We start from the raw sequence: 15,778 nt of genomic DNA, 5'->3' as shown, positions 1-15,778 counted from the left end.
CTAATACCCAAATGAAAATCCAAATTGCTACTAGTCAATTTCCTGTTAGCTCAGATATTTTGAGTAATAAAAAACACATTATTTCTCAAATTAAAGAAGCGTCAGAAAGTGGTTGTGATTTAATCCATTTTCCTGAAAATGCACTTTCAGGGTACCCTGGCATTGATTTTATTAATTTTAAAAATTACGATTGGAATTTACTCAAAGAATCGACCAGGGAAATAATGGAATTTTCAAAAGCAATGAAAATATGGGTAATATTAGGATCTTCCCACCCTTTAGCTTCAACAGACAAACCTCACAACTCCTTATATATTATAAATACAGCCGGGGAAATTGTTGACCGGTACGACAAAATGTTTTGTGCTGGCACTGACAAATTAAATGATGAATTAGCCCACTTCACACCGGGAGACCACTTCACTACTTTTACGATAAATAAAATTAAATGTGGTGTCTTGATTTGTCATGAATACCGATATCCTGAATTGTATCGGCAATTAAAATTAATGGGAGTGGAAATTGTATTTCATTCATACTATGCAGGAAATTTATCGTCGCAAAAATTAAAAGAGATTCAAAACCCTATTGATAAAAGCTATTGGGATTTAAATCCTGGCTCGACTTATCCAGAAATCACAATGCCTGCAACAATGATTTCATATGCAGCAAATAATCATATTTATATAAGCGCTAGCAATACCTCAGCACCTGAATCCTGTTGGCCCTCTTTTATGGTCAGACCGGATGGTGTTATTACAGGTAAATTAAATAAGAATGAAAAAGATATTCTTATTTCCAGGATAGATACATCAAAAGACTATTATGATTCTACAAAATATTGGAGAGAAAGGTCTATTAATGGCCAATTCCATAGTGGGGATCTTATAAGTGATCCCAGATCAAAAGATCGAAAATCACTATGACTCAATTTTTCAATAAGGCTTTTATTTTAGTATAGTTAACTGTACTTTTATTTCTTCACTTTCAGTCGTTTACTACTCTTTAAAATATTCATGGAGAAAATAAAGTACACTTTATTCGATTTTTTTGGATTTGTATTACCTGGATCATTCTTAATATTTTCAGCTACAATAATCCTAAATAAAGATGTCGAAAGCATCAAAGATTTAATCAAGCCTTTCAATGATGTATCATTATCAGTTTTTACCATTGGGATGATTGCAGCTTATCTGGTAGGAAACGGGATTCATAATCTTGGATACTGGGTTCACACTAAAGTCGGATTAAAATATTGGCAAGTACCCAAATCGTACTTAAAACCTAAATTAGCACCGGCTAAAATGGATGCTCTGATAAGAGAATTCAGTCCAAGAAACGCAGATACTCTCGATCTCTGGAATGCCCTCCGAGCTATGTCTCACAATTTATCTCTGGGATTTTTATTTTTCGGATTTACAGGCACTATAAAATTAATCGAACACTCAAACTTATGGCTTGAATGGACTGTTACAAGTACTATCGCTTTCATTTTTTCAATTCAATGCCTTAAAAGAGCTTTCTTTTATCATGTTTGGTACTATCGGGACAGGAAGGCAATATATGAAGCTCTAAAATTATCAGAAAAAGTAAATAGCTGATAATGGATGATTTGATTTCCATATTAATGCCTGTAAAAAATGCCGAAAAATTCCTTACTGAATCACTTGAAAGCATTCTTAATCAGTCAGAGAAAAATTGGGAACTAATCGCTGTAGATGACCATTCAGCAGATACTTCACGATCAATAATTGAAAAATATAAAAAAAGAGATCAAAGGATCAGAATCTTGTCCAACCAGGGCAAAGGAATTATATCCGCCTTACGAACTGGATACAAGCACTCTAAAGGAAGCCTAATTCATAGAATGGATGCCGATGATATCATGTCAATGAATAAGCTATATGAATTAAAAGCCAGGCTTACAAATTTGGGGAAAGGGCATATTGTAACTTCAATGGTAGAATATTTTTCCAGTGACGGGGTATCTGAAGGATATAAAGAGTATGAGAGATGGTTAAATCAATTGTGTGAAAATGATAAACAATGGGAGCATATTTATGAAGAATGTGTAATTGCTTCACCAAATTGGATGGTTTACAAATATGATCTTGATAAAGCAGGGGCATTTGATTTTGATCGTTATCCCGAAGATTATGATCTCATATTCAGATTCTACAAAAATAACCTGTCAGTAAAAAGTATTGCAAAAACTCTTCACTATTGGAGAGAACACCCTGATAGAACAAGTCGAAACAGTGATCTATATCAGCAAAAAGCATTTTTCGAATTAAAAACATACCATTGGTTAAAGCTTGAATATTCAAATGAGCATGTTATTATATTTGGAGGTGGTATAAAAGGCAAGACGATGTCACAAATACTTCAATTAAATAATATTGATCACGATTGGTTAAAAGAAAAACCTCGCCAGATCGATAATGATTTCATAAAAAAACTCACTCAAGAAAATTCAAAAATCATCATTACAATTGGAGATCTGAATGAAAAGAAAAAGATCCATCAACTAATGACACTTTTAAAACTGAAGCGAAATAAAGATTATTATTATTTTAGATGAAATAAGGAAATAATAGCATTCCATTATTATTCAGTCTTTTTATCCAAATTTTTTTTAAACAGATTATTTAATATCTTCATACAATCAACAATTATTTAATACAGGCAAAACCTCATAAACAAAATTTCACTACCAGTGCACACTAGCATTATTAAATACAAGATTTTTATAATAGGATTATTTTTAATTTTTTCCTGTGATCGAAATGATCCTGATGAGGTAATTGATTGTATTGAGGAAGATAAATATCTAGTTATCCGGGATACAGAAGCTCCTTCTTCTGCAAGGGTTGGTCAAACAATTCAAATAAATTTGAAGATAGTATTATCCAATTCATGTGAAACTTTTCAGGAAATAACGGACTCCAGAAATGGAGATATTACTTACATTAATGCTACAGGTATTTACGATGGATGTAATCCGTGCACACAGGCAGAATCCGTTGTTGAAAAAATATATGAATTCACACCTCAATCCAAAGGGACTTATAGTTTCATTTTTAATACTGAAATAAAGTCTGAGCAGTTCAGTTTTTCTATTTCTATCAATTAATTATTTCCAGAAATATTATTTTTGTTAAGAAATTCATTGAAGTTAAATTCTTAAATTTTTTGACATGACTCAAAAGCAAAACTTAAAGGAAGTTGCTTTATTATTTTTCAAATTAGGTTGTATTGCTTTTGGTGGACCTGCAGCCCACGTAGCAATGATGGAGGAAGAAGTAGTCAATAAAAGAAAATGGATGACCAGGCAACATTTTCTGGATTTGATGGGTGCAACAAATCTTATCCCCGGACCAAACTCAACTGAGATGACCATGCATTGCGGTCATGAACGAGCAGGAATTCCCGGTCTGTTTGTCGCAGGATTTTGCTTTATTTTCCCAGCTGTGATAATAACCGGAGTATTAGCCTGGCTGTATACCGAATACGGACAACTACCTGAAGTAGAGCCATTTATTTACGGCATTAAACCCGCTGTACTGGCAATTATAGCAGCAGCAATCTTTAAACTTGGTAAAAAAGCTTTAAAGAATGTGGAGCTTGCTGTGCTGGGCTTACTCGTTTTAATAGTAAGTGTTCTGGGCGTTAATGAGATCCTAGCCCTTTTAGGAGCTGGTATTGTCGGTGCTCTATATTTTTACATTAAATCAAAAGGCAGTACTCTTAATTCATTCATTCCACTGACATATATTTTTTGGTCATCAGATTCGTCAGAAAAAATCATTTCTGCTTCTCAAGTATTCTGGTCATTTTTAAAAGTTGGGGCAGTATTATATGGAAGTGGATATGTGCTTTTCGCATATCTGGATGCTGAGCTTGTTATGAAAGGTTGGTTATCAAGACAAGAATTGATCGACGCTATCGCTGTGGGCCAATTTACTCCGGGTCCGGTTTTGTCAACATCAACGTTCATAGGCTACCAACTGGCAGGCGTAAAAGGGGCTATGGCTGCCACTCTGGGTATATTTCTACCTTCGTTTCTCTTTGTGTGGATTCTTAACCCATTGGTGCCAAAAATGAGAAAATCTCTCTTCCTCCGTGGTTTTCTGGATTCTGTAAATATTGCAGCAGTTGCCGTAATGATGGCTGTTTTAATATCAATGGGAAAAGACACTTTAATCAATTGGGAAACTATTCTACTGGCTGCGCTTGGGTTGTTTTTCACTTTTGGACCAAAAAAATTAAACTCTATGTGGATTGTATTTGGCTCTGGTGTACTAGGATATCTCCTGACTTTAATTTAAATAATGGATTGATTTTTGTGTAACATTAACTAAAAACTCATTATGAAAAATCTTATCAACCTTTTTTTAACTGCTATATTAATTGTTGCCTGCAGCAGTAGCGATAATGTTGTACAAAATGAAACTCCCATTGAAGGAAAATGGGAACTGACCAAAATGGAGGCTCAAAGAACAAGAACTGAAATAACAAAAGAAGATATACCCTACGAAGAGTTCTACGTCTTTAATTCAGATGGTTCATTTACTAAAACAAGGATTACAAACGATGAAGTTGAATCTGCTTCTGGTAGATATACTAAGGAAAACACTAATGATTGGAAACATTTAAAATTAGTATATTCTGAAGACTCTCAATTAATTGATAATTGTACCGGAGAAGCTGTTGAGCATTTAGCTATTGAACAAAACGAATTAAAGGGAGGTTCAGCACCCTGCGATGGGCCGGCGCTCTATTATTCTCCTGTTAACAACAAAGATTAATACTTGCCCGGCACACTAAATTTCCTCAGCTATGGGAAAATCTATAATAAATATTTGCTTACTGGTTTATGATTATGATGAGGCTATTGATTTCTATGTCAAAACTCTAAATTTTGTTTTGAAGGAAGACACTCCTGTATCAGAAAAAAAACGATGGGTAACTGTATCACCTTCTGATGAAGGTGATTGTTCTATTGTTTTGAACAAAATTAATAATAATCAAAAGTCTTTGGTTGGCAACCAGGCAGGTGAGAAAGTATTATTTATTGTCCAGACTGACGATGTTGATAAAGATTATCAATCGTTTTTAGAAAAAGGTGTCTCTATCATTCAAAAACCAACAAAATTACCTCATGGAAAAGTGATGATTATCAAAGACATCTATGGAAATAAAATAGATTTTATAGAGAAATAAAATCAGCTAACGACTTTTTGATGGTTATAACTGCTAATCATTATTTCGGTAATCAGATCAATAGCATTACTCCAGGCCTTTACAATTTCTGGTTTATAAAACTCTCCAAGCCTTTCTTCAATCGTTTCGAGTAAGGCTTCTTTAAGTATTGCATAATGTTCTTTTTCTACCCCATACTTTATATGTTGCTTGCCCAGACTATACAATCCAAGCTGTAAGTTTTCAGGTCTGCTAAGTCCGTAGATAATACCACCAAGCATATGGGTAAGCATCCTTCCCTGTTCGAGCATATTTTTCTTAAATAATTCTCGAATTGCCGGAGCCCGTTGAAATAATTTATTGTAAAAGCATTCTGCAAAATCATCACTATCTTTCAACAATAGCTCCATTGAAGCCTGAATTTCAAGATTTGTATCAAAGTGATTGAATCCAAGTATCTCAATCAGATTAAATGTCTGTTCTTTACCCTTCAAATTGACACTCTCTTTAATGCCGGTCTTTAATGTATCTGGTTTTAAATTACTTATGAATTCTTCTGAAACCAGTAAATTGGTTTTCAAAGGCTTGTTCATATCCTGTATCCGACTGGCTACATTAACCGGATCTCCTAATACAGAAAACTGTTTATGTTTTGGATGCCCTAAATTTCCTACGAAAGCTCGCCCATAATGAATTCCAATTCCTACTTCGATTTTTTCATCAAAATCTCGAAATTCTAATCTGTTAAGTCTTTCCAGAGCATATTTCATGCCCAGGGCAGCTCTGATAGCATCCATGCAGGCACGTTCACCATCCAGGGAAGCAGTTCCAAACAATCCGATTATTTCATCTCCAACATACTGATAAATAATCCCATTATTCATCAGTATAGGATCACCCAGATTAGTAAATAGTGTGTTTAGCATATGAGCCAGATCATAGTTAGGATGATTAGAGGCTAATACAGTGAAATTTCTCATATCACAAAAAAGTATTGCCAATGATCTCTCCTCTCCAATATCTGGCGGAAGAGTTTCAAGTTGCAGTTTACTTATTTCTGCATTGGTCCATACAATGCGTTGAATAGCCACATCACCTCTAACATGCGCCTGACAAGCAAGCCGAATGGAAGGGTCCCAGTTTCTTTTTCTTATTAAGTCTTTTTCAAGTGGTGTAGCTCTGCTTAGATTTTCAGCTCCTTCTATTACTCTGATTCTACAGGTTGTGCATCGCCCATTTCCTCCACACTCATGTAAATGAGGGATTTTATTTTCAATTGAAACTTCTAAAATAGATTTATCAGGATCAGAGGTGTAAACCTCCCGGTTTATACTACAATACCTGACCTTAAAAGCAGGCCTTTCCATAATGGTGTGGTAATTATGACTCTAATAAATTTACTCTATTTTTTTGATTCCTATTGTAATTATGAAGTAAAATCAATATTTAATATGAAATCATTCAATCCAAAAGAATCACTATTATCAAATACTGCAGCTGCAAATCTAGTTAATAGGGACATTCTAATTTAGAGATCAAAATTATACCCCACAGTTAACAAAAAAATTTGTGTTTCACGTTTTCTTTCAAATCGCTGTTCAAAATCAGATCCAATATTTTCACCAGCAAATCGACGGGTATTAAATACATCTCTCATTGTCAGACTTACATTAAAATCACCAAACCCACGTTGAACGGTTGCGTCTATATAATATCTTGCAAGATCCCTGCCCTGAGCCTCAATCTCCGGAGATTCATAATTGCCGGTTAATTGTATATTTATATCCAGGGGAAGTTTAAAATCACTGGTGAATTTAGCATACCAGGCTAAACCACTATTGGTGAATCCTTCATCAATATTCGTCCCGTCAACCTCCGTTTGAAATAACGAGTAACTCATATTTAATGACCACCATTCAAGAACATTGGTTGTATTAATTATTTCAAACCCATAAGTCTGGCTGGAGACTAGATTTCTTGGGCCACGATAAGAAATCCCATCAACTACTTCTACTATCCAGTCAACCTGTCCGTCAACATTTCGGTAAAAACCATTAGCAGTAATATTGATTTTTCCGTTATCGAACATGTATCCCAGCTCAAAGGAATTGATATACTCTGGTTGAAGATTTGGATTACCTACTCTGACATTAAGTGAATCAGAAACATCAGGAAATGGATTTAACCTCCAACCACCTGGCCTGTCTATTCTTCTACTATAAGTAACTTTAAATGTACTTTTATTGGTCAAATTATAAGCCAGTCTTGCACTAGGAAATAAATTAAAGTACCGCTGGCCATTTGTTTCACCGGTAGTAAATAACTTAGTATCTACTATCGTACCTTCCCCCCTCACACCAAAGGAATAATCTATCTTTTTGATGTTGTTACTATAAATAAAGTATCCCGCATGAATTTGATCTTCATATAAAAAGCGATTTGTAATATCTACCTGATTGATCCATTCCTGTTCTGCATTATCATATATCTCATACTTGTAATCATTGTCAAAACTTCTGAAAGTTGACTTGTAGCCAGCTTCAAGTTTCCCATTGAACAATGATTGCTGATAATCTGCCTGGATTACAGATGTTCTTCTAAATTCGTCATTAATAGACCTCTCAAATGCATTAGGTTCAACTTCCGGATCAGTAGTTCCATTGTATACATCAATATCCTGCTCTTCCAACTGATCTCTGAAACTGCTACTTGCTAATGCTCTGAATGACTTAGTACTGTCTTCAAATAAATACTCATAAATAATCGCATTATCCATAGAAAAATTATCTTCTGTTTCATTATTATCACGGGTATAAGCATTAATCAAAGTACCGTCATCAAGGTCTTCAAGCCTGGTTCTCCGTCTCTCATAATCATCTTCGAATTCTTTATTAAAAGCTCCCTCGTAGCTTAGCTTATGCTTACTGCTAAAAATATAATCTCCACCAATGTTAAAAGTGTGTTCCCGGTCTTTCCTTTCATCTGTATTATCCTGGTATAAATACCTGTTGTCTGAATAAGTTATTCGCTCGGTCCAGGAGCTTCCCACTCTGGGCCAGCTACGATAGCTATATCCACCATAAATTGAATACTTGTTTGTTTTATGACTTATATTGATATTGGTATTAGTTCTCATCCTTGTCCCGATAGTTCCTTCGATCTTACCGGTTGTTCCAAGATCTTCTCCTTGCTTAAGTTTAATATTTATCACTCCACCAGCAGCTGCTGCATCGTATTTAGCATTTGGATTTGTTACGATCTCAATACTCTTTATAGCACTGGCAGGTATCTGTTCCAGATCTGAGGTCATGGCTGAATTTCTACCGTCAAGTAAAATATTTGTATTACTGCTTCCTCTTAAGGATACGGATCCATCAGAAGAAACCCGGACTGAAGGTGTATTTCTTAATACATCAAGTAAAGATCCCCCTAAATTCGTAAGAGTTTGATCGGGCCTTACTTCCAGGCCTTCTATGGTTGATTTTATTGGTTGATTAATCTTTGAGCCTTCAACAACCACCGCATCCATTTCTTTGGCTGTTTGTACTATTGCAATTTTGCCCAAATCAAGCCCGTCTGATGAAACCTCTAAATCTTTCAAAATTTTATCGTCATAGCCCACAAAAGATATTAACACATCATATTTTCCACTTTTTACGGGTATATTAAAACGACCATCATCGTTTGTAGTAGCTCCTGTAAATGGTGACTGATTGATATCCTCATAAATAGCTACCTGCGCATAAGGTAATACTTCACCTGAACTTTCATCGATTACTATTCCTTTAATAACACTATTCTGGGAAAACAGAAAATGGCTAGTGGAAATTAAAAGCAATGTGAATATTATCGTGAAGTATCGCATATATGATTAAAAACAGTTTGAACGTAACAGATGTTTAGGAAAATTAAAATTTGTTTAAACAGACATCTAAATATTGAGGTGTAATCAATGTTATTTTAAGATAGGCTACAAATCTGAACCAAATTTGAAGTTTCCTCATCTCATGTTTAACTGCATGTAATACATAAAACAGGAAAAACAAATCACAAAACAGAAGGAATTTCCTGGGAAATCAGCTTTTCAAGTGCCCAAAGATTTGAAGAATAAGTTTGATGGAAAACCAGAATAATACCCTATGAGGAAATTATTCTTTCACTAAAAGTTAAAAAAGAAAATATCATTATATTGTCTAAAAAATATTTGTCATGAAGCTAAAGACACTTTTAATTTCCTTATTTCTTATTATAAATTTAAAAGGGTTTGCACAGGATAATGATCATGTTAAATCACTAGACAACATTATAAAAACACTTTATTCTGTTATTTCGGGGGAACAGGGTGAAGCAAGAGACTGGGAGCTTTTTTTAGAACTGTTTCATCCGAATGCGAAACTTATCCCAACAACAGGACAACAGGCAGATACAATGGCTATGTATATGACTCCCGAACAATATGTAGAACGTTTTGGTATCAGGTTGGTTAGCAATGGCTTTTATGAAAAAGAAATTCACAGAATAACTGAATCTTTTGGTCACATCACCCACGTATTCAGTACATATGAATCTTTTCATAGCAGTAAAGATACTGAGCCATTTTCCAGGGGAATTAATAGCATTCAACTGATGAATGACGGGCATCGATGGTGGATTATAAATATTTTCTGGCAAAGCGAGAATAAAGAAAACCCTCTACCTGAAAAATACCTGCCTGAGTAATCCTTTAAAATTGAAAATAAATAAATTGTTTACCCGTAGTCTGGACTATAAAAAGTCCAAATATCATAATTCCCCATACAATAGTTACGAACCATCGCGGACTAGATTCGATTACTCCGACCAGAGATTTATTTCTCATAGCATAATGACCTGCAAATACTAACATCATAAAGCCGAAAACAAATACCAAACTCGATGTCCATAAAAGAGGCTCACCTTCATTTATAAAAAACATCGACCCGAGTAGGTTTATTGCCATTTCGAAATTCTGTGCCCGGAAAAATACCCAGGTGATATTTACACACTGAAAAGTCAGAAAAGCCAAGAATATATTCAATAAAATATTGGATGATTTAATAGAAACCTTATCCTTTAAAAACCTTTCAATGATAAGATAAAGTCCATGTAACAATCCCCAGAAAATAAAAGTCCACCCCGCGCCATGCCATAATCCACCAAGTAACATGGTTAACATCAAATTCACATAGGTTCTGCTCAATGTTCCCCTATTTCCACCTAATGGAATATAGAGATAATCTCTTAACCAACTGGATAAGGTAATATGCCAGCGACCCCATAAATCAGAAAATCCGATCGCTCCATACGGATACCTGAAATTATCCGGAAGTTTAAATCCAAGTGCCAGTGCAATACCAATAGCGCAGAGAGAGTACCCGGCGAAATCAAAGAATATCTGTCCTGAAAATGCTAGTACTCCCGCCCAGGCATCTACTGCAGGTAAATTACCATCTGTCCCAAATACGCGGTCTGAAACAGGTGCAAATAATGAATCTGCAAAGACTGTCTTTTCAAATAGTCCTATAGAAAGTAATAGTAGTCCCAGTACAAACTGATTCTGACTCGCTTTTTTAGGTTCGTAATATTGAGGTATCAATTCATCAGAACGGACAATCGGTCCGGCAACTAACTGAGGGAAGAATGTGACATAAAGCGCAAAATCCAGAAAAGTTTTAGCTGGTTTTATACGGTTTCTATACATGTCGATGGTATAAGACATGGTTTGAAATGTATAAAATGAAATACCCATTGGCAGAATAATGTCAAATTCCGGAGGGACATATTCTAATCCGAATAAATTGACAAACTCAATAAAATTATTAAGCAGAAATTCACCGTATTTAAAGAAACCTAAAAAACCCAGGTTTACACATATACTAAGTAGCAACCACAATCTTTTCTTTGACTTATCAGATAATTTATAAAGCTTATTTCCTGCAGTCCAGTCTACTAATGTGGATATCCAAAGCAATAGAATTAAAGGAGGATTCCACAAACCATAAAACAAATAACTGGCTATTAAAAGCATGATCTTTTTACCCTTCCAACCCAATAAAGGAGCATAGTATAGGATCAGGATAACAATGAAAAATAATATGAATCCAAGTGTATTAAATAGCATGGCTTAATCTTTAATCAGACCGTCTTCCTGTAGTTTCCTAACTAAAAACTGTGTAAACAGATCTCGTTCTTTTTTATTAAAATGAGACCATTCCGGAGGATCAAAATCTTTTATTTCCTCATGATCCAAAAAATGATACCCTCGACTTTCAGTTCTTTTTAATAACTCATCCCAGTATTTTTCCCGAGGGATCATATTCCTGTTTTCATAATAGATTCCTGTAACTGTCGGCCTGATAAATACAACCTTCCCACCTCTATCTTTAAAAATTTTGATCTTCCTGACGTATTGATCGATGGCCTCTTCACGGGTCGAATCATAATTGTATTGAGGCCCATTAGCAAACATGCTCCAGATATTTTTTTGCATGTTTTGAAGAACTGTATCGACTTCAAACTGATCTGTCATGCTCGAATTTCTATATTCATCAACATCGATCATATGAGGCCATTCCAAAGGCCCCCTGACAGAATCTCTATTGCCAAATTGAATACTTTCCAATAATGATCTAAGGGAATAATCCTCATTATTCACGTAGGCTAATTTGTGATCAAAGGGTTTATAAAGTATATGATTTAACTTTTGTGCGTAAGTCTGTTTATTGTAATAATCCACTGATTTTTGATATACCTCTAAAGATTGGGGATGATTAGCCGGCATGAAAAACAATCCGGGGGCGACTCCTATAATTAGGAGGCCATTATACTGACTATTATCAACTATATCTTCCAGTATCGGATAAGGCGGGGAGCCAGGCAATGCTAATTGTAATGGCCTTCTACCCGTTAAAGAATCCCATAAGTGTATATTAATATCCTGATGTGCTCTGGATGAACCGATGACCACCACATCATCCTCATCCAGATCATCCAATCGCCTTCTTTGATCTGCCCAAAGGTCCTCATTGTCATCATATCGAGGATTATCAATACTTCTAAAATAAAGCTCATACCCGACTAACAGTATAAAACCGATTAGTAAGGCGAATAGTAAGTTGGTGTATTTCAAGGCTCAAAATTTCAATCAATATATAAAAAAATACAAATGATTAAAATATATCTTTAAATAATACTATGAACGATTCGCTTTAGACGATTAAGGCGTTCATATTGACATCTAATTTCCAAGCTTTAAGCCTATAAATAATAAAAAAGCCGACATAAACTGTCGGCTCTGATTAATATTATAAACTATAATTACTTTCTAAGCTTCTTGATTGTCCTTGAAGACATAACAAAAAGTACGAATCCGCTGATTACAGTAAATAAACCGAATATCGAAAAGAGTTTCAGCAACCAATTATTAAAATCATCTCTACCCGCATAATCCATTGTATGGAACATCCAGAGGAAGTCGAAGACTCTCCATTGATCATGCCTGATAGTCTGAAAAGTACCCAATTCCGGACTGACATACACAGTACAATCAGGGTCGTCAAAATCTACCGCCCAGACAGGTAATCGCCTGCCCCTATACTCATGATGATCTCCTACTTCTGACAATAAGGTGGCATTTTTAAGTTTTGCTGGAGAAACTAGTTGTTCTGAAGCAACTTTTATCGCCATATCCTTATCCAGGGGTTCTCTCAACTCACCAGTACTGGCATTGACAAGCTTAAAACTGACATGTCCTTTATGGCCTGAATGGTCTTTTGAGTAATATCCTATTTGATAATATTGTTTATCAGTGATTCTTATTAGTTTAAAACTGTGCAAGGAATCAAACTGGTCTACAGATTCTATTCTTTTAAAGGCACTATCCGGAGAGATCATACCTGCTTCATAAGTCAGGGCTGGAACTTCTTTTCTCATATGGTCGCCATGTACATCATCGATGTTGTTCCAACTAAAATATAAACCACTGATAGTCCAGCCTATAAATTGTATTCCGATAAACAGACCAAGATACCGGTGAAGTTTCCTGGCATAAAATTGTTTGTTTCTTTTCATTGGGCTCAAAAAAATCAAACAACAAAAATAAAAAAAGACGGATGATTAATCCGTCTTTGTAATATTATAACGCTTTTTTAATTAAAAAAGGAGAGATCTCATTCAGTATTCTTGTTGTTACTTAATACATCTCTGATACCAATCAATCCTTTTGTTACCTCTTCAAATACTGACAAAATTATCCCCCGTAAAGATGACGGATTCACATTACTTTATATATATACTAGCTTAAAGACAAAATAAAATAATTTTATTTCAGATGACTTTTTAAGATAAATGCCTTTATTTTGATTCATAATCACCAAAACATTTTTTATATGAAATCACAAATTTTTGGAAGTGCTCTCTTTTTAATTTTTGCACTTATGTCATGTCAGGATGAAGGTTCTGAAATAACCAAACAATCACAATTGGAAGCACAACTTGAAACATCTGTTTCCAGCTATCTTGAAGCTGAAGATAATCAGTGGATTGAAATAACAGAAGATGAATATAATCTACTAAAAACAAAAATCAGCAACGCATCAGTTTGCGGAATGAATGATTCCTTATTTAATATTGCTGCGAGCACAAGTTATGTTTCAAATAGTGGGTTTACGAGAGCTAATTATATGAATAAAGCTAAACCACACATAGCTCCAAATAGCTATGTTTTCGCATTTAAATATGAAGCTGGAGGATCTACCAACGAGGGATCAGAAGGAGGAATGTATGTTAAAATATCAGAATCCACCAACAAAAGTGGGTTCAAATCACTAGGAAATGCACTACCAGCACATTCTGGTAAAAAAACTTACTATTTTACACTTAAAAATGGAAGTTCATTCCGTTTAGGTGACAATAAAGGATATCTGGGTGTTTACAATGATACGGATTTAGCCCATATTCCATATGGCGAATCTTATGCCGCTAGTGGTAATGTAGCTAATTTAGTTTTCATAAGTTATACTTCTGATAAGTATCAAGCCTTATGTACGACTTCAAATCCGTGGGAATAATTATGGATTCCTTTTAAAAATTATTCAGTTAAGAACTGTTTTTTATTAGTTCGTTACAAAGAAGTAATCTATCATTTGTAACGAACTAATAATATTATAGCATTTTTTATCTATAAGTTCTGATTGATAAAAGGGCATATATCTTAAATATAAATATATCAGTGCCCACTCCCAGTTACAAAAAAACTGGCTATTATTAATAAAATACTTATAACTAATGCTACCCACGGAACCCATTTTGGAGTATCAAAAGGAGCTTCAGGAGTCCTTTTTTCTAGTCTGATAAGTGCCAGATTTGAAGAAACAAAGACTAATAACATTATAAAGCTGGTAATGCTTGCTAAAGTTTTTAATGGAAAAAATAATGCGAGGGCAATTGTTACACTAGTAGCAACTATTGTAGCTATTAAAGGTGTTTTGGTTTTGCTATTGACTTCACCCATCCAATCTGGCGCCCCCTCTTCTTCACCCATGCTATAAATAACCCTGGTGGCCATGATAATCTGGGCTAAAGCTCCATTTAAAATGATAGCCAGACTTAAAATTGCCATTGGCCATACCTTATAACCTACTTTATCTATAACATCAACCAAGGGGGCCTGACTCTTGTTGAGCTCCTCGGGAGTTAATACATTTAATGATGCGGCAGATACAACTACATATAAAATCGCAGCCAAACCAATAGCAAAGGCTATAGCTACTGGCATTGATTTGGCGGGCTGTTTCACTTCTTCAGCCATGTGTACCATGTCTTCAAAACCTATAAATGAATAGACAGCCAAAAAGGTAGCACTTGCTACACCTGAGATAATCGCCATGTCAGATAGAGCCGGCAGTTCATTACTAAAAGTTATTAGTTCATCCTGACTATTATTAAACAAGCCTGCATAAATAACAATCCCTAAACCAATTAGCCCCATACTGGTAGTAATCGCCATAAATTTGGCAGACTCACTGACCCCAGCGGCGGCAACTCCCCCTAACAAGATCAATACTCCTAAGCGTACAATCCATTCAGGTACCTCTATGAAATGAGTCAGGTAACCTGAAAATCCAGCAGTGATAGTAGCTGCTGAAACAACACCTGTCGCAACTATCATCCATCCGATAACATGTGAAAACCATTTTCTGCCAAATGCTTTTTGGACATAGGTGCTTGGCCCTCCTGCACCAGGAGCTCTTGTTGAAAGTTCGGCATACACCATCCCATTTATACCTGCGGCAATAGCTGCAAGTAAAAATGCCAAAGGAGCCCAATAACCTGCGGTTCCTGCTACCTTACCTATTAAAACAAAAATACCAGCACCTAAAATTGTACCAGCACCATAAATGGCAAGCATGGTGCCACTCATTGATCGCTCCAGCTTTTCATTTTGCCTTTTATTAGACATGTAACTGTATTTGAGTGGATTTAAATTAAGATAGTAAGTATTTTGTCAAATAATAAACCTGAAGAATGATTATTGTTAAGTATTTAAATAAAAAAAGGT

Annotated in this window: 15 protein-coding genes; 9 read left to right on the top strand and 6 right to left on the bottom strand. The window is 35.1% G+C overall.

The annotated features are described in order from the left end of the window. Positions 1 to 11: 11 nt before the first annotated feature. The 7 genes from OO013_RS04235 to OO013_RS04205 all read left to right on the top strand — a co-directional run bounded on the left by OO013_RS04235 (position 12) and on the right by OO013_RS04205 (position 5,223). A complete protein-coding gene (locus OO013_RS04235) occupies positions 12 to 926 on the top strand; it encodes a carbon-nitrogen hydrolase family protein (RefSeq protein ID WP_266055429.1) in 915 nt (304 codons plus the stop codon). Between the two features lie 90 nt (positions 927 to 1,016). Then, a complete protein-coding gene (locus tag OO013_RS04230) occupies positions 1,017 to 1,601 on the top strand; it encodes a hypothetical protein (RefSeq protein WP_266055428.1) in 585 nt (194 codons plus the stop codon). Between the two features lie 2 nt (positions 1,602 to 1,603). Further along, positions 1,604 to 2,581: a glycosyltransferase family 2 protein gene (locus OO013_RS04225; RefSeq protein WP_266055427.1), complete on the top strand. Its 978-nt coding sequence runs from the start codon at positions 1,604 to 1,606 to the stop codon at positions 2,579 to 2,581. 135 nt (positions 2,582 to 2,716) lie between these two features. Further along, entirely contained in the window at positions 2,717 to 3,133 is a 417-nt protein-coding gene (locus OO013_RS04220; RefSeq protein ID WP_266055426.1) for a hypothetical protein, read from the top strand. Positions 3,134 to 3,197: 64 nt separating this feature from the next. Then, the gene (chrA, locus tag OO013_RS04215; protein WP_266055425.1) at positions 3,198 to 4,328 is read left to right on the top strand and encodes a chromate efflux transporter; all 1,131 of its coding nucleotides are present in this window, start codon (positions 3,198 to 3,200) and stop codon (positions 4,326 to 4,328) included. 42 nt (positions 4,329 to 4,370) lie between these two features. Then, positions 4,371 to 4,808, top strand: a complete 438-nt coding sequence (locus tag OO013_RS04210; protein WP_266055424.1) for a hypothetical protein — start codon at positions 4,371 to 4,373, stop codon at positions 4,806 to 4,808. 31 nt (positions 4,809 to 4,839) lie between these two features. Further along, entirely contained in the window at positions 4,840 to 5,223 is a 384-nt protein-coding gene (locus OO013_RS04205) for a VOC family protein (protein WP_266055423.1), read from the top strand. Positions 5,224 to 5,225: 2 nt separating this feature from the next. On the opposite strand, the gene OO013_RS04200 is transcribed toward OO013_RS04205, so the two are convergent. Both OO013_RS04200 and OO013_RS04195 read right to left on the bottom strand, forming a co-directional pair. Further along, positions 5,226 to 6,569, bottom strand: a complete 1,344-nt coding sequence (locus OO013_RS04200; RefSeq protein ID WP_266055422.1) for an adenylate/guanylate cyclase domain-containing protein — start codon at positions 6,567 to 6,569, stop codon at positions 5,226 to 5,228. A 161-nt stretch (positions 6,570 to 6,730) separates the two neighbouring features. Then, positions 6,731 to 9,067: a TonB-dependent receptor gene (locus tag OO013_RS04195; RefSeq protein ID WP_266055421.1), complete on the bottom strand. Its 2,337-nt coding sequence runs from the start codon at positions 9,065 to 9,067 to the stop codon at positions 6,731 to 6,733. A 344-nt stretch (positions 9,068 to 9,411) separates the two neighbouring features. On the opposite strand from OO013_RS04195, the gene OO013_RS04190 reads away from it, so the two are divergent. Next, positions 9,412 to 9,921 (top strand): hypothetical protein, encoded by a 510-nt coding sequence (locus OO013_RS04190; RefSeq protein ID WP_266055420.1) that lies wholly within the window; start codon positions 9,412 to 9,414, stop codon positions 9,919 to 9,921. 4 nt (positions 9,922 to 9,925) lie between these two features. Here OO013_RS04190 and OO013_RS04185 read toward each other — a convergent pair whose 3' ends face one another. The 3 genes from OO013_RS04185 to OO013_RS04175 all read right to left on the bottom strand — a co-directional run bounded on the left by OO013_RS04185 (position 9,926) and on the right by OO013_RS04175 (position 13,290). Beyond that, complete coding sequence (locus OO013_RS04185) at positions 9,926 to 11,341, bottom strand: MBOAT family O-acyltransferase (RefSeq protein WP_266055419.1); 1,416 nt, start codon at positions 11,339 to 11,341, stop codon at positions 9,926 to 9,928. Positions 11,342 to 11,344: 3 nt separating this feature from the next. Then, positions 11,345 to 12,349 (bottom strand): hypothetical protein, encoded by a 1,005-nt coding sequence (locus OO013_RS04180; RefSeq protein WP_266055418.1) that lies wholly within the window; start codon positions 12,347 to 12,349, stop codon positions 11,345 to 11,347. A gap of 188 nt (positions 12,350 to 12,537) precedes the next feature. Then, entirely contained in the window at positions 12,538 to 13,290 is a 753-nt protein-coding gene (locus OO013_RS04175; protein WP_266055416.1) for a PepSY domain-containing protein, read from the bottom strand. Between the two features lie 317 nt (positions 13,291 to 13,607). Here OO013_RS04175 and OO013_RS04170 point away from each other — a divergent pair, with 317 nt between their 5' ends. Further along, positions 13,608 to 14,288, top strand: a complete 681-nt coding sequence (locus OO013_RS04170; protein ID WP_266055415.1) for a hypothetical protein — start codon at positions 13,608 to 13,610, stop codon at positions 14,286 to 14,288. 158 nt (positions 14,289 to 14,446) lie between these two features. Here OO013_RS04170 and OO013_RS04165 read toward each other — a convergent pair whose 3' ends face one another. Next, a complete protein-coding gene (locus OO013_RS04165; protein WP_266055414.1) occupies positions 14,447 to 15,679 on the bottom strand; it encodes an APC family permease in 1,233 nt (410 codons plus the stop codon). Positions 15,680 to 15,778: the final 99 nt, after the last annotated feature.

Origin of the sequence: Mangrovivirga halotolerans (assembly GCF_026241165.1) — a bacterium.
Taxonomy (GTDB): Bacteria; Bacteroidota; Bacteroidia; order Cytophagales; family Cyclobacteriaceae; genus Mangrovivirga; species Mangrovivirga halotolerans.
This window is presented reverse-complemented; position numbering and strand designations above follow the sequence as displayed.

Bases quoted from the DNA above. Each gene is read 5' to 3' on its own strand.
- OO013_RS04235 (WP_266055429.1), top strand. From the start codon at position 12: ATGAAAATCCAAATTGCTACTAGTCAATTTCCTGTTAGCTCAGATATT.
- OO013_RS04230 (WP_266055428.1), top strand. From the start codon at position 1,017: ATGGAGAAAATAAAGTACACTTTATTCGATTTTTTTGGATTTGTATTA.
- OO013_RS04225 (WP_266055427.1), top strand. From the start codon at position 1,604: ATGGATGATTTGATTTCCATATTAATGCCTGTAAAAAATGCCGAAAAA.
- chrA (WP_266055425.1), top strand. From the start codon at position 3,198: ATGACTCAAAAGCAAAACTTAAAGGAAGTTGCTTTATTATTTTTCAAA.
- OO013_RS04210 (WP_266055424.1), top strand. From the start codon at position 4,371: ATGAAAAATCTTATCAACCTTTTTTTAACTGCTATATTAATTGTTGCC.
- OO013_RS04205 (WP_266055423.1), top strand. From the start codon at position 4,840: ATGGGAAAATCTATAATAAATATTTGCTTACTGGTTTATGATTATGAT.
- OO013_RS04200 (WP_266055422.1), bottom strand. From the start codon at position 6,569: ATGGAAAGGCCTGCTTTTAAGGTCAGGTATTGTAGTATAAACCGGGAG.
- OO013_RS04195 (WP_266055421.1), bottom strand. From the start codon at position 9,067: ATGCGATACTTCACGATAATATTCACATTGCTTTTAATTTCCACTAGC.
- OO013_RS04190 (WP_266055420.1), top strand. From the start codon at position 9,412: ATGAAGCTAAAGACACTTTTAATTTCCTTATTTCTTATTATAAATTTA.
- OO013_RS04185 (WP_266055419.1), bottom strand. From the start codon at position 11,341: ATGCTATTTAATACACTTGGATTCATATTATTTTTCATTGTTATCCTG.
- OO013_RS04175 (WP_266055416.1), bottom strand. From the start codon at position 13,290: ATGAAAAGAAACAAACAATTTTATGCCAGGAAACTTCACCGGTATCTT.
- OO013_RS04170 (WP_266055415.1), top strand. From the start codon at position 13,608: ATGAAATCACAAATTTTTGGAAGTGCTCTCTTTTTAATTTTTGCACTT.
- OO013_RS04165 (WP_266055414.1), bottom strand. From the start codon at position 15,679: ATGTCTAATAAAAGGCAAAATGAAAAGCTGGAGCGATCAATGAGTGGC.